This is a genomic window from Exiguobacterium acetylicum (genome assembly GCF_022170825.1).
GTDB classification, from domain to species: Bacteria; Bacillota; Bacilli; order Exiguobacteriales; family Exiguobacteriaceae; genus Exiguobacterium_A; species Exiguobacterium_A acetylicum_B.
The window spans coordinates 2,519,228-2,537,453 of sequence record NZ_CP081878.1 but is presented as its reverse complement, the minus strand read 5'-3'; the positions used below and the strand labels follow the sequence as shown (position 1 = coordinate 2,537,453).

Here is an 18,226-nt window from a genome sequence, read left to right as displayed (position 1 = left end):
ATCCGCTGACGCCGTATCCGCGTTGCGTGCTTTCCTCAAGCGAGACACAAGCCGCGGCTTCGTCTGCACATACAAAAACACCTATCCTCATCGAAGAAGATAGGTGTACGTTAAATCAATAGTCGTAATCTTGATCCATCATTGGTTCATCGAAGTTCATGTTCTCGATATTGTTCATATCGTAACCGAACGAGAGTAAGGCAATGACGCCGATGATCGCAAGAACGATCGAGACGAGAATCAAACCAATGCCGAGCCAACTCTTTCCACGTGCGCGATTCCAATAGAAGATGATCGCAAGGACGTAGGAGATGAACGACCCACTGATGAAGATCCCGATAATCGAAATGATGAAGAATAAAAGAGCTGTTTGATCTTGATTACGGGAGTACGCTTTCCACATATCAATCAACGAGATGATGAGATAGACGAAACCAGCAATCGCGAGAACTGCAAATAAAATGATGACTAAAATGAATCCGATACCACCGCCTGACATCACGGCAAAACCTCCTTCAAAATATTAACTCTTTATTCCATTCCCAAGAAATCAAGCTTCTAATCCAATTCCATGAACCGAATAAAAATATGGTACAATACTTCAAGTGAAAGGGGCTGATGAAGCGTGCAACCAAAAGTGCGAACAGCTGAAATCGTAAAACAATTTAATCTCCACATCGTTACGGGAGAAGAGGGCTTACATCGCCCGATTCTGACGGCCGATTTGTGCCGACCTGGCCTTGTGCTTGCCGGTTATTATGCCTATTACCCGGCGGAACGTCTTCAAATTCTCGGTAAAACGGAATTGACGTTCTTCAATAATTTAACGTACGAGGAACAACGCGAACGAGCGAACGTCCTTTGTACGGATGAAACACCTGGTATTTTGATCACACGTGGATTTGACGTACCGGAAGCAATCATCCAAGCCGCAGATGAGACGAACGTGCCACTGTTGACGACAAAAGGGCATACGACATCGGTCGAGTCACAGATCACGAACTTCCTTGAAGCGGAACTCGCGCCAACGACAGCGATGCATGGTGTCCTCGTCGATATCTATGGTGTCGGTGTTTTCATTAAAGGTGCAAGTGGTGTTGGTAAATCGGAAACGGCACTCGAACTCGTCAAACGCGGTCACCGCCTGGTAGCGGATGATTCGGTCGAGATTCGTCAAACAGGTGACGGGATTCTAGTCGGAACCGCACCGAAATTGATTCAACATCTACTTGAGATTCGTGGAATCGGAATCATCGATGTGATGACATTGTTTGGTGCAGGTGCTGTTCGCTCGCACAAGAAGATCAGCCTCGTCTGTAACCTCGAGATTTGGGATCAGTCGAAAGTCTATGACCGCGTTGGTCTCGATCAAGAGACACTCCAAATCATCGATACGGAAATCCCATTCCTGACGATTCCGGTACGCCCCGGTCGAAACCTTGCTGTCATCATTGAAGTCGCAGCGATGAACTATCGTCTGAAAAACATGGGCATCAACACAGCAGAAGAATTCGCGGGACGTCTCGCACAAGCAATTGAAGATGGGAATGGTGGTCTTTGATGGGAACTTTAGCCTCGGTACAACCAACGTTTGACCGCGTAGCGATTGAGATTGGTCCAGTACCGATTTACTGGTACGGGATCGTCATCGCGCTCGGTGCTGTCGTCGGACTGTTGATTGCGATCTTCGAATCGAAGCGGATTGGCTTTAATGAAGAGTATGCCGTCGATGTCGTCATCTGGTCGATTCCGATCAGTATCATCTGTGCCCGGATTTACTACGTCGCGTTCGAGTGGAACTACTATAGTCAGCATCTTGACCAAATCATCAACATTCGCCAAGGTGGAATTGCGATTCACGGTGCGATTATCGGTGCGATCTTGACGGTCATCATCTATACACGTAAGAAAAAGATTTCGTTCTGGCAAATTGCTGATATCTTGGCACCGTCACTCTTGTTCGGTCAAGCCGTCGGACGCTGGGGTAACTTCTTCAACCAAGAAGCGCACGGTGGCGAGACGACGTGGTCGTATTTACAAGATACGCTGCACTTACCGAACTGGATCATCAATCAGATGTACATTGATGGGACGTACTACTTACCGACGTTCCTCTATGAAAGTATTTGGAACATCATCGGTGTCATTCTGTTGATCGTTTGGCGGATGAAGTTCAATCCACGTCGTGGGTATGTCTTCCTCGGTTATCTTGTCTGGTATTCAATCGGACGTTTTTATATCGAAGGACTCCGGACGGATAGTTTGATGATGGGCGATGGACTCCGGACGGCACAAATCGTCTCGATCTGTCTAATCATCTTCGGTGTCATCATGATGGTCGTTCGCCGCAACGCCGTTCGTTACTTGGACGGTTCGAAAAAGGAGGCGAAGTAATCGATGATTCGCACACTACTGTTTGATTTAGATGGAACGTTGATCGACACGAATCCTTTGATCTTAAAAAGCTTCGAGCATACACTCAGTTACTATTATCCGGACCGGACGTTCACGGAAGCGGAATTGCTTCCGTTCATCGGTCCGACGCTAGAAAAATCATTCTCAGCATTGAACGCAGAAGAATGGAAAGAGATGGTTGCGTTTTACCGCAGCTATAACATCGCCATGCATGACGCGCTCGTGCTCGAGTATCCGGGTGTGCTCGACGGCTTACGTCGCCTGCATGAAGCAGGCTACAAGATGGCGGTCGTCACGTCGAAGAGCCGTCGTGTCGCCCTACGCGGCATCGAGTTGTTCGGTTTGACGTCACTGTTTGACGCCGTCATCGCAGCCGACGACGTAACAGAAGAAAAGCCAGCGGTCGAACCGTTCGAAAAAGCGATGCAGTTGCTTGGGGCAACGGCAGACGAGACGATCATGGTCGGAGACAACGATACGGACATTCTCGGTGGTAAGAACGCGGGACTGAAGACGGTCGCAGTCGGCTGGGCAATCAAAGGACGCGCGTACTTAGAGGCACTCGAGCCGGATGTCATCATCGACTCGATGGATCATCTCGCTACGTGGCTGGAGGAACAAAATGGCTCGGCGAACTGATCGCTTTCAGGTCGGAACGACGAATCCGCTCTGGCACATGTACCGGACCGTGTCGTTCTTTAAAGTGATGTGGTGCTTTACGATCGTTACGATTGGTCGGTTTACGCCATCGCTACGTTTCAAGAACGCGCTCTACCGGACCTGTCTTCGGATGAAGATCGGTGAGAAGACGGCACTTGCCTTGATGGTGATGCCAGATACAATGTTCCCAGAACGGATCACGATTGGTGACAATACGATCATCGGCTTCAATACGACGATTCTCTGTCACGAATATTTGACGACGGAGTACCGCTTAGGCGATGTCGTCATCGGAAGCAACGTTTTGATTGGTGCGAACGTCACGATCCTACCGGGTGTAACGATCGGAGATGGCGCCGTTGTCGGTGCTGGGTCCGTCGTTCACCGGGACATCGCACCGAACGAACGCGTCTCGAGTCAGCCACTTCGTCGGCACGAAATGTGACAAAACTGTGAGAAGGAAGAAGGAAAAAAGATGACGCACATCCGCTTTACGTATAAGACAGGAAAGTATTTCGGAAGATTATTCGCCGAACGTCCACAAGGTCTCGTCGTTGAGGTATTGGCTGTTGAAAAGCATCCTGTTCAAGGAGATCTCCATCAACCGAATCAAGTCGATGTCCCACTCTTTCATATCCGAACTGCCTTGCATAAGCACGAAAAGATCACGGTTTCGCCCGCAGTCGTTTATGCATATGAAGGAGAGATTCCGGATTATGCGACAAGCTTACGGCAAGCATATGACAAGGACGTGGCACGTCTTGAGGGACTGAATCCGGAAACGGATGCTTTTGTACGAAAATGCTTAGAGAATTACAAAGAACTGGAATCGATTTATGCGAAACGCTGGGGATGAACTCCGGCGTTTTTTTCTGTTGCATGCCTCCTAGAGATAGGGTATTCTTGTGTCTGCAACTACGAAACCAGTTTACTATTTATGGGGGCTTGAATCATGATGGAATTAACCAAATACAAAGCAGACCCCTTTGCGATAACAGCGCGCCAAGCGGAACTTTTTTATTTCCGCGGACGGAAGGCGCACCGGGAAGGGCGACTGGACGAAGCCGTCTATCATTTAGATGAGGCGACGACACTTCAGCCAGCGGACATCCGCTATTTGCTCCGTTATGCCCGTGTCTTATTCGAGACAGGAGAAATCAATCATGCGAATGATGTCTTGAAACAGATTCGTGCACTCGACGCATCAAATACGGAAGCACTCTTTTATTTAGCGAATAACTACGCACACGTCTCACTTTATGAAGAAGCGCGACAACATGCGATGGAATATTTAGAGCAAGCACCAAACGGTAAACACGCGGAGGCATCGGCCGCACTCGTGGAATTGATTGATCTCGAACAAGAGATGGAAGACGATGAAGAAGACGAATTGATTCGTCTGCACGGTCAGGCACAGCGCCAGATCGATAAAGGGATGCTGTTCGCGGCACAGGAGACGTTGACTGGACTGATTGCTCAGTACCCGACGTTCTGGCCTGCCTACAACAACCTCGCGATCGTCAAGTTCTATTTAGGAGAGAACGATCAAGCATTCGCTTCCCTCGAACGGGTCCTTGAAGGAAACCCGGGCAATTTGCATGCCCTTTGTAACACGCTCGTCTTGTTACACGAGATGGGACAGGACGAAGAGGCGCACCGTCTCTCTCGTCAGCTCGAACACGTCCGTTCCGTGCATCTGGAGACACGGTATAAGGTTGCCTCAACGCTCGCAATCATCGGTCGTTACGATATCGCCTATGAAGAGTTGAAGTTACTCGAACGTCGCGGTTATCGCGGAGATCCGCTCTTTGGGCACTGGTTATCAATCTCTGCTTATAAAACAGGGCATGTCGAAGAAGCAGCAGCTTTCTTGAAGTCAGACGAAGCACAAGCGTTAAAGGAAGAAACGGATACGTATGACATCCGCCACAACTTACAGTTTCGTTCAGCACTTATTCAAGCGCTGAAGACAGAAGATGATGTCTCACGCATCTTTACGGCACTTCTCCTTGGCAAACTGAACGATGCTGAAGCACGGCTTGCGTTGTCGATGATGCCAGAAGTGACGGACCGCGAAGATGTCCTTTTGTTAACGGAACAAATCATCATCGAGATGGAAGGTCGGACTGATGTCGTGGATGAACGCATTCACCGGGCATTACAGACGATTCGCCTAGCGGAACGATTTGTTTCAGACGAAGAACGAATGAGTCTTGAAGGTGATTTTTACGAACGCTTCGCGCAACTCGTCTTAAGCGGCGAGTCATTTGATTCAATCGAAGCATCGGCGGCATCACTCCTCTATCTGTTCCATGATTTGCGGGACGGGATGTTGATCGAAGAATGTGCATCGCTCGTCGATTGTGCGTTTGATCATGTTGCATCGATGATCCGCACACATGAACGGATGCTGGCACCGCTACAAGCAAAGTGTTAGACGTTTAGGCGATTCTCACCTATACTCAAACTACAATGACATTTAAAAATGGGGTGGAATCATGGCGGAAACAGAACAAAAAATTTATGACGTCATCATCATCGGGGCAGGTCCTGCTGGGATGACAGCTGCACTTTACGCATCACGTGCGAACCTTTCGACATTGATGATCGAACGCGGGATTCCGGGCGGTCAGATGGCGAACACAGAAGATATCGAGAACTACCCAGGATACGATAGCATCCTCGGACCAGATCTCTCACAAAAAATGTTCGACCACTCGAAAGCATTCGGCGCAGAATATGCGTACGGAGACGTTCGGAGCATTGAAGACGGTAAAGCATACAAAACAATTCATGCACACAACAAAGATTACTACGCACGGGCGATCATCATCGCGTCTGGTGCACAATATAAAAAAATCGGCGTACCGGGTGAAGAAGAGCTCGGCGGTCGCGGTGTCTCATACTGTGCCGTTTGTGATGGTGCGTTCTTTAAAGAAAAAGAACTCTTCGTCATCGGTGGAGGCGACTCTGCGGTTGAAGAAGGCGTCTACTTGACACGCTTCGCGAAAAAAGTCACGATCGTACACCGTCGTGATGAGCTTCGTGCTCAAAAAATTCTTCAAAAACGTGCGTTCGACAACCCGAAAATCGACTTCATCTGGAACCATACGGTCAAACAGATTAACGAACAAGACGGGAAAGTCGGCGGCATCGAGCTGATTAACACAAAAACAGCTGACGTGACGACGCATCCGATCGATGGTGTCTTCATCTACATCGGGATGAACCCAATCACGGGCTACGTCCAAGATCTCGGTATCTTGAACGACCAAGGGTATGTCGTAACGAACGAAGCAATGGAAACGAACATCAAAGGAATCTTTGCTGCTGGTGACGTTCGTGAGAAAACACTTCGTCAAGTCGTTACAGCGACAAATGATGGTTCGATTGCAGCGCAAAATGCACAGCATTTCATTGAAGCGTTGCTTGAAGAATTACAAGAATCCTCACACGCATAATAACGAACCAGTTTCATTGAAGGAGACTTCAGTGAAGCTGGCTCTTTTTTTATGATATACTGAGAAAGAAGTGAAAAATACACACGGAACTGTTGTCTGGAGGGCGAAAAGATGGAACAGAATCAACCGCAACTTGTCATCATCACGGGTATGAGTGGGGCTGGGAAGACTGTCGCAATGAACAGCTTTGAGGACTTAGGCTATTTTTGTGTCGACAATCTACCCCCGACGTTATTGCCGCATCTCATCGAAGTCATTGGACAAGTGCGTCCTAAAATCGCCGTTGCCATCGATACCCGCGCGCGTGATTTCATCGACAGCTTTTTTGTCGTCTATGAGGATTTAAAGAAAACAGACTTACAAATCCGGATGCTCTATCTCGATGCACGAAACGATGTCCTTGTCCGTCGTTACAAGGAATCACGCCGTTCGCATCCACTTGCACCAACGGATTCACCGTTGATTGGGATTGAACGTGAGCGGACGTTGCTTGAAGGATTCCGTGATAAGGCACAGATGCTGATTGATACGAGTGACATTAAACCACTAGCGTTGAAAGAACGTCTTTTGAAGGAGTTCACGGAAGGCACACGGATTCCGTTCACGGTCAACGTCATGTCGTTCGGTTTCAAACATGGCTTACCGCTCGATGCTGATCTCGTGTTTGACCTGCGCTTCTTACCGAACCCGTTCTATATTCCAGAACTGCGTCCAAAGACAGGACTCGACGAGGAAGTAGCGTCGTATGTCATGCAATGGCCGGAAGCCAAGCTGTTTTATAAAAAACTTGTCGACTTGCTCGAGTTCTTGATTCCGCAATACGAGCGGGAAGGGAAGTCGCAACTTGTCATCGCCCTCGGTTGTACAGGTGGGAAGCACCGATCGATTACGTTCGCTGAAGCGATTAGTAAAGAATTCGCGACGCAGTATCATATCGAGACGAATCACCGGGATTATGTGCATGCGAAGGAGGAGAAGTGATGAAATGGGAACGCAAAGTCGTTGCCGTCGGTGGTGGAACAGGACTATCGACGCTTCTTCGTGGACTAAAACATTATCCACTCGACATCACAGCCATCGTCACAGTCGCTGATGACGGCGGAAGTTCTGGTCGTCTGCGGACAGAATTCAACATGTTGCCGCCAGGCGATATTCGAAACGTCATCGTCTCATTATCGAAATCGGAAACGTTGATGGACCGAATCATGCAATACCGGTTCGAGACAGGGGAAGGTCTGCATGGACATTCGCTTGGGAACTTGATGTTAACGGCAGCGACGCAACTCTGTAACGGTTCGTTCGTCGAAGCGATTGGTGTCATGGGTCAGCTATTGAACGCGGAAGGAAAGGTCTATCCGGCAACAGAACGGACAATTACGTTATGTGCCGAGTTCGAGGACGGGACAATCGTCAAAGGCGAGTCGCTGATTCCGAAAGTCGGTAAGAAGATTGAACGAATCTTCCTTGAGGAACAAGACGTCCGTCCGGTACCAGAAGCGATTCAGGCAATTCTCGATGCTGATGTGATCGTTCTAGGTCCAGGCAGTCTCTATACGAGTATCATCCCGAACGTCTTGATCGACGAGATCCGGGAAGCGATCCAACAATCGCTTGCTCCGGTCGTCTATATCTGTAACGTCATGACGCAACCTGGCGAGACGACAGCGTTCACAGCCAATGAACACTTGGCGGCACTCGAACGTTTCCTCGGACAAGGGGTCGTTGATACAATCATCGTCAATAATGAATCGATTGATGCGAGTTACCTGAAGAAATATCAGAAGGATCACGCAGACATCGTCACCTATAATGAAAAACAATTCGAGCTCGCAGGCGTTGAAGTGCTTGCAGACGATATCGTCGATTACAATCATCATTTCATTCGTCATGACTCGGATGCGGTCGCAAGCCTCGTCATGAGAAAAGTATTGTCGATTCGACGGATGCGTCAACTCGAAGGAAAGGAGGAGTTGACATGAGCTTTGCCTCAGAAGTCAAAAAAGAATTAACGCAGATTCCGATCACCGATCACGAGATGAAGGCGGAACTCGCAGCACTCGCTCGGATGAACGGAGCGATCTCGTTCGGTCTCGGACGTGGTCTGACACTCGATATCTCGACCGAGAATGCTTCGATTGCCCGTCGGATCTACTCGCTTTTGAAAAAAGCATATGGTGTCCATCTCGATCTGCTCGTGCGGAAAAAAATGCGTCTGAAAAAGAATAATGTCTATATCGTCCGTGTTAAACAACAAGCGGATAAGATTTTGCAAGACCTCGGGATTTTAGGGGAAGGGTTCACGATGATTCGTTCAATCAGTGATACGATCTTAAACGATGAACGGAAGGCACGCGCTTATTTAAGAGGAGCGTTCCTCGCTGGTGGTTCGCTCAACAACCCGGCGACGTCGTCGTATCACTTAGAAATCTTCAGCTTATACGAAGAACATAATGCGGCGCTACGCGGTCTATCGAACGTCTTTGATTTAAACGCGAAGGCGATTGAGCGGAAAAAAGGGCACATCCTCTACATCAAGGAGAGCGAAAAAATTTCTGATTTCCTGAAGCTCGTCGATGCGACACAATCGATGCTGCGGTTCGAGGACGTGCGGATCTTGAAAGACATGCGCAACTCGGTCAATCGTCTCGTCAATTGTGAGACAGCAAACCTCAACAAGACAGTCGGTGCGGCATTACGCCAAGTCGAAAACATCAAGTTCCTCGAGCGGACAGTCGGTCTCGACGTCTTACCCGACAAGTTGAAAGAGATTGCGATCTTGCGTGTCACGCACCAAGACGTGACGTTACAAGAGCTCGGTGAGATGGTCGAAAGCGGCTCCATCTCAAAATCAGGCATCAATCACCGGTTGCGGAAGATTGATCAAATCGCAGAAAAAATCCGAAATGGCGAGTCGATGACAGGGGCCTTATAAGAGGGTCGCTTGCGGGATGAACCATAGTCTACTATAATATATAGTCGATGCAACTAAATGTTCGAATTAAGGAGTTTTTGAAATGGCTAACGAAAAGAAACGTATTTCGCTGACTGTAGACGCGAAGTTTGATGAAGTATTAACGAAAAAAGCAAAATCAATCGGTGTACCAAAAAGCACACTCGTTGCGTTCGCAACATCTTTATTCCTGAAACAATTACAAGCAGAAGAAGAGCTTTCGCCACATGCGAACGCGATCTACTCGCTGATTCGTGAAAACCACGATATCGTTTCAGACATCACAGACTTGATCGACTGATCATCGACCTCTCGTTCTACACGGAACGGGAGGTTTTTGTATGCAACGATAAACGACAAGACTTCGCTTTATCGTAGGAGTCTTCGTCTCGTCTTTTCATCTCACTAATTATGAAAAGGCGCATTAAAAAAGTGCCTCCCGAAGGAGACACTCCAGATGACTTATGCACGTTCCATAACGCGGTCGATGAGACCGTAGTCAGCAGCAGCTTGTGCTGACATGAAGTTGTCACGCTCTGTATCGCGTTCGATGACTTCAAGTGGTTGTCCTGTGTTTTCAGCCATGATTTTGTTGAGGTGTTCACGCATTTTGATGATACGCTCTGCATGGATTTTGATATCCGATGCTTGACCTTGTGTACCACCGAGTGGTTGGTGGATCATGATTTCAGCGTTTGGTAACGCGAAACGTTTTCCTTTTGCGCCCGCTTGGAGCAAGAATGCACCCATCGATGCTGCCATACCGATACAAATCGTAGAAACTTGTGGTTTGATGAAGTTCATTGTATCGTAAATCGCCATACCAGCAGTGATCGAACCACCTGGGCTGTTGATGTAAAGCGAGATTTCTTTATCTGGATCTTCTGCTGCTAAGAACAGAAGTTGGGCAACGACTGAGTTGGCGACGTTGTCGTCAATCGCGCTCCCGAGAAGAATGATGCGGTCTTTTAGCAAACGTGAGTAGATATCGTAAGCACGTTCCCCGCGGTTTGTTTGTTCGATGACTGTTGGAATTAACATAGTCTTTGCCTCCTTATAGTTGGTATGTAGCTTCCTATTCGACTTATCCTTATCATAATCCTTTGGTCAATATTGGTCAAAAGATACGATGCGACTTTTAGGTATTTTTCCATTACAAAGGCAAATGAAACATATCAATATAGAAAAAAGGCAACGCCATTGCTGGCATTGCCTTGTAGTTGAATAAATGGTACACCCGGAGAGATTCGAACTCCCGACACCTGGTACCGGAAACCAGTGCTCTATCCCCTGAGCTACGGGTGCATCTGATGTACTGAACAATTAATAGTATATCGACATTTTTTCAGAAAAGCAATAGGGAAGCATGACTTTTCTTTTCCCTAGCCACTCAAGAAGGGTTCGCAGGATGTTTTTCAAAACGTTTCTTCTATAATAAGAAGCAGAGGAGGGGAATCGATGGATCAACGCCAGGAACAGACGCAAAAAATGACGTTATCGGCGTCACAACAGTATCAGTTACATGTACTCGAGCAACCCGCGGCTGAACTCGAGGAGGAATGGCGACGGTTGAAACGACGAATGCACCGCCATTACCCGAATCAGGTTTCGCTAGAAGTCGAGCAAGTGACGGGAAACGTGGCGTCCTATGAAGAGGAGCTTCTTGCACAAATACGTTTAGAATCAGTCAGACAGGAAATAAGATATATGGCGGAACAACTCATTGTGTATTTAGAAGCGGACGGTTTAATGCGAACATCGGACGAGCAGCTTGCTGCATCCTTCTCAACTGATGTCGCATCGATTAAAGAAGCACGAATGCTCCTCCAACAATGTGAACCGGTCGGCATCGCTGCCCGCTCGGAACGCGAGTGCCAGTGGTTACAGGCAATCGAGCTAGATGATACGGAACTGATCGAACTGACGGATCGGTTGCGACATGAATCGGCGAACCAGGTGTTCACTAGGTTCAGTGAACCGGATCGAACGCGGTTGCGAAAACGACTGACGCGACTAAGCCGGACCCCAGATCTTCGAAAGGGAGAACGAACAGTCACAGCGGAGGCGCGAATTCATGTGTTGGATGGAGAACTTCATATCGACTGGATGACACTTGACACGGATCAGACGTGGCTCGAATTAAAAGAGGCAACGCCTTTTTTGCGCGCTTACGAACGACGGCGTGTCACGTTGCATGCCATCCTCTCGGTCTTGCTTGAACAACAAGGACGCTGGTTCAAGGGCGAACTGCATCTTGAGCCACTGACCAAAAAACAAGTCGCAGAAGCAACGGGACATCATCCATCGACAATCGGTCGAGCGATTGCTTCGAAGTACGTCGAGACAGTACATGGTCTCGTTGCCCTAGAAGACTTGTTCGTCTCACGGACGACGACTGGGGATTCGAGTTTTTTAATCAAACGACGAATCGCCGAATACATTCAGCAAAGCGATCGACCGTTAAGTGATCAGCAATTGACGGAACGCCTGCAGGAAGACGGTCTAACAGTCGCGCGACGGACGGTCGCAAAATACCGGGCAGCGCTTGGATTGACCCGAAAAACGATGCAGCAAAGGAAGGCGCAATCAGAATGGGATTAAAACGACACAGACACTTAACACTCTATTCACGTCCGGGATGTACGCTATGTGAAGAGGCCGCCATCTTACTCGACTTCGTACTCGATGAGTTTCCGGAATGGACGTTCGAGGAAGTCAACATTGATCAGGATGAAGCGCTCAGTCTACGGTTCTTATACGAGATTCCCGTCGTCATGCATGACGAGGAAATCTGGAGTTATGGCAAATTCGACACGGAAACAGTAAGAAAACGCTTACTTCAAAAAACTTGAGAAACGAGACTTGCAAGGCGAGAAATGGACTGTTATGATAACGGTGTACCAAGTGGGACACGTTATGACATGCGGGACAAAAAGCGTCCAGCTACTTGAGAGGAGAGGGAAATACATGATTCGGCAGTTAGTCCAGATCCAAAAACGAATCGTGCCTGATCTGATCGAAGAAATGCAGACACGCTACGACATCCTTCATTATGTGCGACTGATGCAACCAATCGGACGACGTACGCTTGCGACAAGCCTTGGCTTGACGGAACGCGTCTTACGGCGGGAAGTCGACTTTTTGAAGCAACAAGATCTCCTAGAGGTCGCAACGCAAGGGATGTCCTTAACGGATGAAGGACGAAATGTTCTTCGCAGCATGCACAGCATCATGGGAGAACTCGCAGGAATCTCAGACATGGCGAAAGCCTTGAAAGAGAGACTCGGGGTACGGGACGTCGTCATCGTACCGGGTGATTCCGATGAGACCTTCTGGGTACAACGAGACATGGGGCGGGCGACCGTCGCACGACTCAAGCGAGAGCTTTCTTCAGACCATCACAATACGATCGCTGTCACAGGCGGTACGACGATGGCTTCCGTCGCGGCGATGATGTCGCCAGACAAGGAACACCGTCCAATGACGTTCGTTCCGGCACGCGGAGGACTAGGAGAAACGCTCGAACTACAAGCGAACACAGTATGCTCACGGATGGCGTCACGCGCTCAAAGTGATTATCATCTGCTTCACATCCCGGACATGGTCAGTACAGAGACGTTCGTCAAGATGATCGAAGAGCCGAGCATAAAAAATGTGCTTCAAATGATTAAAGGTGCTTCAATCGTGGTACATGGAATTGGTGAGGCGAAAACGATGGCAAAACGTCGTCGCGCATCTGAGGATCTCCTGACCCGACTGGAACATGAACAGGCAGTAGCGGAAGCATTCGGTTATTACTTCGACCGAGACGGGAACATCGTGCACCGGGTCAAGACAGTTGGTCTCCAACTGGATGACTTGAAGCAAGTCGAACACGTCATCGTCGTCGCAGGTGGTCATTCGAAGGCAGAAGCGATCAACGCCTATGTCAAACAGTCGCCTGACATCATCCTGATTACGGATGAAGGCGCAGCAGCTTCGATTTTGAAAGGGTAACCCCCTTTTGAATAATAGATAACTCGCTTTACATTAAAAGGAGGAAAATTATCATGGCAGTAAAAGTTGGTATTAACGGATTTGGACGTATCGGACGTTTGGCACTTCGTCAAATTCTTCAATTCGATGGAATCGAAGTAGTCGCGATCAACGACCTTACAGACACTAAAATGCTTGCACACCTTCTCAAATATGATACGACTCAAGGTCGTTTCGATGGCGAAGTTGAAGTACACGACGGTTACTTCCTCGTCAACGGTAAAGAAATCAAAACACTTGCTAACCGCAACCCAGAAGAACTCCCATGGGGCGAGCTCGGTGTTGACATCGTTCTCGAATGTACTGGTTTCTTCACAGACAAAGAAAAAGCTGAGCTTCACTTGAAAGCTGGCGCTAAAAAAGTTGTTATCTCTGCACCTGCAACTGGCGACATGAAAACAGTCGTCTTCAACACGAACCATGAAATCCTTGACGGAACTGAAACAGTTATCTCTGGTGCTTCTTGTACTACTAACTGTCTCGCGCCAATGGCTAAAGTTCTCCAAGATCAGTTCGGAATCGTTGAAGGTCTCATGACTACGATCCACGCTTACACTGGTGACCAAAACACACTCGACGCTCCACACCCTAAAGGTGACTTCCGTCGTGCACGTGCGGCAGCAGCAAACATCGTTCCTAACTCAACTGGTGCTGCAAAAGCAATCGGTCTCGTTCTTCCAGAACTTCAAGGTAAACTTGACGGATCTGCACAACGTGTACCAGTCGCTACAGGTTCACTCACTGAGCTCGTAACTGTACTTGACAAAAAAGTTTCTGTAGAAGAAATCAACGCAGCAATGAAAGCAGCTGCTAACGAGTCTTACGGTTACACTGAAGACGAAATCGTTTCTTCTGACATCGTTGGTATCTCTTACGGATCACTCTTCGATGCAACACAAACTAAAGTCATGACAGTCGGCGACAAACAACTCGTTAAAACAGTTGCTTGGTATGACAACGAAATGTCTTACACTAGCCAACTCGTTCGTACACTCAAACACTTCGCAGAAATCGCTAAGTAATTCGAGCAATTAAATAGCAATTGAATAAGAGCGGAAACGATATCAGTCTCCGCTCTTATTGCGGAAAAAAGCGGGAGGGGCATTCGCCCCTCACTATACGTAAGAGACGGAGGACGAATGTATGAATAAGAAATCGATTCGCGACATCGATGTACAAGGAAAACGCGTATTTACACGCGTGGATTTCAACGTACCGTTGGAAGACGGTAAAATCACGGATGACACACGGATCCGTGCTGCACTCCCAACGATCAAACACTTGATCGATGGCGGAGCAAAAGTCATTCTCGCTAGCCACATGGGTCGTCCAAAAGGCGAAAAGAACCCTGAGTTCTCACTTGCACCAGTCGTAGCACGCCTCAGCGAATTGCTTGGTAAAGACATCAAGCTCGTTGAAGAAGCATACGGTCCAGTTGCAGAAGAAGCAGTCAGCAAACTCGAAAACGGCGATGTCGTCGTCTTAGAGAATGTTCGCTTCTACCCTGGTGAAACGAAAAATGACGAAGAGCTCGCTAAAGGATTCGCGAAACTCGCTGACGTCTTCGTCAACGACGCGTTCGGCGCAGCACACCGTGCACACGCATCGACAGAAGGTATCGCACACCATGTCGACACAGCAGTTGCCGGTCTTCTCATCGAAAAAGAACTTCAAGTTCTCGGTAAAGCTCTTTCTAACCCGGATCGCCCGTTCACGGCAATCATCGGTGGTTCGAAAGTTGCGGATAAAATCGGTGTCATCGATCACTTACTCGACATCGTCGATACGTTGATCATCGGTGGCGGCTTATCGTACACGTTCCTCACAGCTCGTGGTATCGAAGTCGGTACTTCACTTCTTGAGGTCGACAAAATCGACCAAGCGAAGGAATTCATGAAAAAAGCAGAAGAAAAAGGCGTTAAGTTCCTCATGCCTGTCGACTGTGTCATCACGAAGGAATTCGGAGAAGAAACATATGTCGGACCACGTGACATTACAGAGATCCCAGCAGATCACATGTCACTTGATATCGGTCCAAAAACGGTTGAACTCTATGCAGAGGCAATCAAGAACTCGAAACTCGTCGTCTGGAACGGACCGATGGGCGTATTCGAACTCGATAAATACGCAAACGGTACAAAAGGTGTCGCGCAAGCTCTTGCGGACAGCGATGCGTACTCAATCATCGGCGGTGGCGACTCAGCTGCTGCGGCAGAGAAATTCGGTCTTGCTGACAAAATGAGCCACATCTCTACAGGTGGTGGAGCAAGTCTCGAATTCATGGAAGGGAAAGCTCTTCCTGGTGTCGAAGCGCTAAACGACAAGTAATCTAAGTTCACAAGGGAGTGTTTCTCAATGCGTAAACCAATTATCGCAGGTAACTGGAAGATGAATCTGACGCTCAAGGATGCAGTCGCATTCGTTGAGGAAGTCAAAGGAGCTGTACCTGCTTCGACGACAGTCGACGCAGCCGTCTGTGCGCCAGCAGTATTCTTGGCACACTTGACAGAAGCAGCAGCTGGTACGGATCTTAAGATCGGTGCTCAAAACATGTACGACAAAGAGAGCGGTGCCTTCACTGGTGAAATCAGCCCGCTCATGCTCAAAGAACTCGACGTGACATACGTCATCCTCGGTCACTCTGAGCGTCGTGAGTACTTCGGCGAAACAGATGCGTTCATCAACAGCAAAGCGAAAAAAGCGTTCGAGCACGGTCTCGTTCCAATCGTTTGTGTAGGTGAAACACTGGAAGAGCGTGAAGGCGGCAAGTTCGAAGACGTCATCCGCGAACAGACAGCAAACAGCCTCAAAGGTCTTACTGTCGACCAAGTGAAAAATCTCGTCGTCGCTTACGAGCCTGTCTGGGCAATCGGAACAGGTAAATCAGCGACAGAACAAGATGCACAAGATTCTTGTAAATTCGTCCGTGACGTCGTTGCATCTGAATTTGGTGCTGAAGCAGCAGAAGCTGTCCGCATCCAATACGGTGGTAGCGTCAAACCGGAAAACATCAAAGAATATATGGCTCAACCAGACATCGACGGCGCGCTCGTCGGCGGTGCAAGTCTTGAGACAGGATCGTTCCTCAAACTGTTGGAGGCGATTTAAATGACAAAACGTCCAGTCGCACTGATCATCCTTGATGGTTTTGGTATGCGTGACGAGGAGTTTGGAAATGCTGTTACGGCGGCAAACAAACCGAACTTCGACCGTTACTGGGGTCAATACCCGCATACGTTGTTGAATGCGAAAGGCGAATACGTCGGTTTGCCTGAAGGTCAAATGGGGAACTCAGAAGTGGGTCACCTCAACATCGGTGCAGGTCGCGTCGTCTATCAATCGCTATCCCGAATCAACAACGCAGTCAAGGATCGCTCGTTCTTCTCGCGTCAAGCGATGAACGATGCGGCAGGTCACGTGAAGAAATACGGTTCAGCGCTTCATATCTTCGGTTTGGTTTCTGACGGTGGGATCCACAGTCATATCAACCACTTATATGCGGTGCTCGAATTCGCGAAACTTCACGAAATCGAAAAAGTCTACCTCCATGCTTTCACGGACGGACGTGACTGCGACCCACAATCGGGCGCTGGTTTCCTCCGTGACGCGCAAGCGAAGATGGACGAATTGAATGTTGGACAATTCGCGAGTATTTCTGGTCGCTACTATGCGATGGATCGCGATAACCGTTGGGAGCGCGTCAAGAAAGTCTATGACGTCATCACGTTCGGTGAAGGTCCAACGACGAAGGATCCAATCGGCATGGTTGAAGCTTCGTACAAACAAGACGTAACGGATGAGTTCATCGAACCAACTGTTGTCGTGCAGGAAGACGGTACGCCAGTCGCACCGATCCACGATAACGATGCGATCGTGTTCTTCAACTATCGTCCTGACCGTGCGATTCAGCTTTCAAAAGTCTACAAAGAGAAAAAAGGCTTCGACGGATTCGAACTTCCGGACAACGCACCGAAGAACCTGCTACTCGTCTCGATGACGAAGTACTCGGATGCGCTTGATACGGACATCGTCTTCCCGCCTGAAGACATCAAAAACACGCTTGGTGAGACATTGTCAAAACAAGGTCTCAAACAGCTACGCATCGCGGAAACGGAAAAGTATCCGCACGTCACGTTCTTCTTCAACGGACAACGTGAAGAACCATACGAAGGGGAAGATCGGATCTTGATCCCTTCACCAAAAGTCGCGACATACGACTTGAAACCAGAGATGAGCGTCTATGAAGTTACAGATGCGCTCGTCGATGCAATCAACTCGGACAAACACGACGCCATCATCCTCAACTTCGCTAACCCGGATATGGTCGGTCACTCGGGTATGCTCGAGCCGACGAAAAAGGCGATCGAAGCAGTCGATGAGTGTCTTGGGAAAGTCGTTGACTTGATTCTCAGCAAAGGCGGCGCGGCAGTCATCACGGCTGACCACGGGAACGCGGATAAAGTCCTCAATGCAGACGGCAGTAAGATGACGGCGCATACGACAGAACCCGTTCCATGTATCGTGACGGTCGAGGACGTTGAACTCCTTGAACCACTTACAGGTGCACTCGCTGACCTCGCACCAACGGTCCTTGATCTCCTCGGAGCGGACCAACCAGCAGAGATGACTGGTAAATCGATCGTATTGAAAAAATAATCCCGTCGATCGAAGTAGCTACAGCACATATTTCTTACACACAAAAGGA

At 48.6% G+C, this 18,226-nt stretch carries 19 protein-coding genes, 1 tRNA gene and 1 pseudogene; 18 read left to right on the top strand and 3 right to left on the bottom strand.

Annotation, left to right across the window (positions count from 1 at the left end; translation table 11 throughout):
* Window positions 1-115: 115 nt before the first annotated feature.
* Window positions 116-499 carry a hypothetical protein gene (locus K6T22_RS13340; RefSeq protein WP_050678702.1) on the bottom strand — a complete coding sequence of 128 codons (384 nt, stop codon included), beginning with the start codon at window positions 497-499 and terminating at the stop codon, window positions 116-118.
* 126 nt (window positions 500-625) lie between these two features.
* Between K6T22_RS13340 and hprK the strand changes: the two genes are divergently transcribed.
* The 11 genes from hprK to K6T22_RS13285 all read left to right on the top strand — a co-directional run bounded on the left by hprK (window position 626) and on the right by K6T22_RS13285 (window position 9,787).
* Complete coding sequence (gene hprK / locus K6T22_RS13335) at window positions 626-1,561, top strand: HPr(Ser) kinase/phosphatase (RefSeq protein ID WP_023469231.1); 936 nt, start codon at window positions 626-628, stop codon at window positions 1,559-1,561.
* Window positions 1,561-2,394 carry a prolipoprotein diacylglyceryl transferase gene (lgt, locus tag K6T22_RS13330; protein ID WP_238237737.1) on the top strand — a complete coding sequence of 278 codons (834 nt, stop codon included), beginning with the start codon at window positions 1,561-1,563 and terminating at the stop codon, window positions 2,392-2,394. Before hprK ends, lgt begins: the two co-directional genes overlap by 1 nt.
* Before the next feature lie 3 nt (window positions 2,395-2,397).
* Window positions 2,398-3,054: a pyrophosphatase PpaX gene (gene ppaX / locus K6T22_RS13325; RefSeq protein ID WP_238237736.1), complete on the top strand. Its 657-nt coding sequence runs from the start codon at window positions 2,398-2,400 to the stop codon at window positions 3,052-3,054.
* The gene (locus K6T22_RS13320) at window positions 3,038-3,520 is read left to right on the top strand and encodes an acyltransferase (protein WP_053454175.1); all 483 of its coding nucleotides are present in this window, start codon (window positions 3,038-3,040) and stop codon (window positions 3,518-3,520) included. Before ppaX ends, K6T22_RS13320 begins: the two co-directional genes overlap by 17 nt.
* A gap of 30 nt (window positions 3,521-3,550) precedes the next feature.
* Window positions 3,551-3,931 (top strand): kinase-associated lipoprotein B, encoded by a 381-nt coding sequence (gene kapB / locus K6T22_RS13315; protein ID WP_238237735.1) that lies wholly within the window; start codon window positions 3,551-3,553, stop codon window positions 3,929-3,931.
* A gap of 96 nt (window positions 3,932-4,027) precedes the next feature.
* Complete coding sequence (locus K6T22_RS13310; protein ID WP_238237734.1) at window positions 4,028-5,512, top strand: tetratricopeptide repeat protein; 1,485 nt, start codon at window positions 4,028-4,030, stop codon at window positions 5,510-5,512.
* A 61-nt stretch (window positions 5,513-5,573) separates the two neighbouring features.
* A complete protein-coding gene (trxB, locus tag K6T22_RS13305) occupies window positions 5,574-6,536 on the top strand; it encodes a thioredoxin-disulfide reductase (protein ID WP_023469225.1) in 963 nt (320 codons plus the stop codon).
* Window positions 6,537-6,647: 111 nt separating this feature from the next.
* Window positions 6,648-7,517: an RNase adapter RapZ gene (gene rapZ / locus K6T22_RS13300; RefSeq protein ID WP_050678698.1), complete on the top strand. Its 870-nt coding sequence runs from the start codon at window positions 6,648-6,650 to the stop codon at window positions 7,515-7,517.
* Window positions 7,517-8,515, top strand: coding sequence for a gluconeogenesis factor YvcK family protein (locus K6T22_RS13295; protein ID WP_035409984.1), 999 nt, complete (start codon window positions 7,517-7,519; stop codon window positions 8,513-8,515). The genes rapZ and K6T22_RS13295 overlap by 1 nt, the downstream gene beginning before the upstream one ends.
* On the top strand, window positions 8,512-9,468 hold the full coding sequence (gene whiA, locus K6T22_RS13290; protein WP_238237733.1) for a DNA-binding protein WhiA: 957 nt from the start codon (window positions 8,512-8,514) through the stop codon (window positions 9,466-9,468). The genes K6T22_RS13295 and whiA overlap by 4 nt, the downstream gene beginning before the upstream one ends.
* 82 nt (window positions 9,469-9,550) lie before the next feature.
* Complete coding sequence (locus K6T22_RS13285; RefSeq protein WP_023469221.1) at window positions 9,551-9,787, top strand: hypothetical protein; 237 nt, start codon at window positions 9,551-9,553, stop codon at window positions 9,785-9,787.
* A gap of 161 nt (window positions 9,788-9,948) precedes the next feature.
* Here K6T22_RS13285 and clpP read toward each other — a convergent pair.
* Window positions 9,949-10,533: pseudogene (gene clpP / locus K6T22_RS13280) on the bottom strand (ATP-dependent Clp endopeptidase proteolytic subunit ClpP); the annotation flags it as partial.
* 182 nt (window positions 10,534-10,715) lie between these two features.
* Window positions 10,716-10,791, bottom strand: a tRNA-Arg gene (locus K6T22_RS13275).
* Between the two features lie 153 nt (window positions 10,792-10,944).
* Between K6T22_RS13275 and K6T22_RS13270 the strand changes: the two genes are divergently transcribed.
* From K6T22_RS13270 to gpmI, 7 genes are all read left to right on the top strand, one after another.
* Window positions 10,945-12,087, top strand: a complete 1,143-nt coding sequence (locus K6T22_RS13270) for an RNA polymerase factor sigma-54 (protein ID WP_238237732.1) — start codon at window positions 10,945-10,947, stop codon at window positions 12,085-12,087.
* Complete coding sequence (locus K6T22_RS13265) at window positions 12,078-12,338, top strand: glutaredoxin family protein (RefSeq protein ID WP_238237731.1); 261 nt, start codon at window positions 12,078-12,080, stop codon at window positions 12,336-12,338. Before K6T22_RS13270 ends, K6T22_RS13265 begins: the two co-directional genes overlap by 10 nt.
* 118 nt (window positions 12,339-12,456) lie before the next feature.
* Window positions 12,457-13,482: a sugar-binding transcriptional regulator gene (locus K6T22_RS13260; protein ID WP_238240119.1), complete on the top strand. Its 1,026-nt coding sequence runs from the start codon at window positions 12,457-12,459 to the stop codon at window positions 13,480-13,482.
* 53 nt (window positions 13,483-13,535) lie between these two features.
* A complete protein-coding gene (gap, locus tag K6T22_RS13255; protein WP_035409970.1) occupies window positions 13,536-14,543 on the top strand; it encodes a type I glyceraldehyde-3-phosphate dehydrogenase in 1,008 nt (335 codons plus the stop codon).
* Window positions 14,544-14,664: 121 nt separating this feature from the next.
* Entirely contained in the window at window positions 14,665-15,849 is a 1,185-nt protein-coding gene (locus K6T22_RS13250) for a phosphoglycerate kinase (protein WP_050678694.1), read from the top strand.
* Window positions 15,850-15,876: 27 nt separating this feature from the next.
* Entirely contained in the window at window positions 15,877-16,629 is a 753-nt protein-coding gene (gene tpiA, locus K6T22_RS13245; protein ID WP_238237730.1) for a triose-phosphate isomerase, read from the top strand.
* Window positions 16,630-18,177 (top strand): 2,3-bisphosphoglycerate-independent phosphoglycerate mutase, encoded by a 1,548-nt coding sequence (gene gpmI / locus K6T22_RS13240; protein WP_238237729.1) that lies wholly within the window; start codon window positions 16,630-16,632, stop codon window positions 18,175-18,177.
* The last annotated feature ends 49 nt before the right edge of the window (window positions 18,178-18,226 follow it).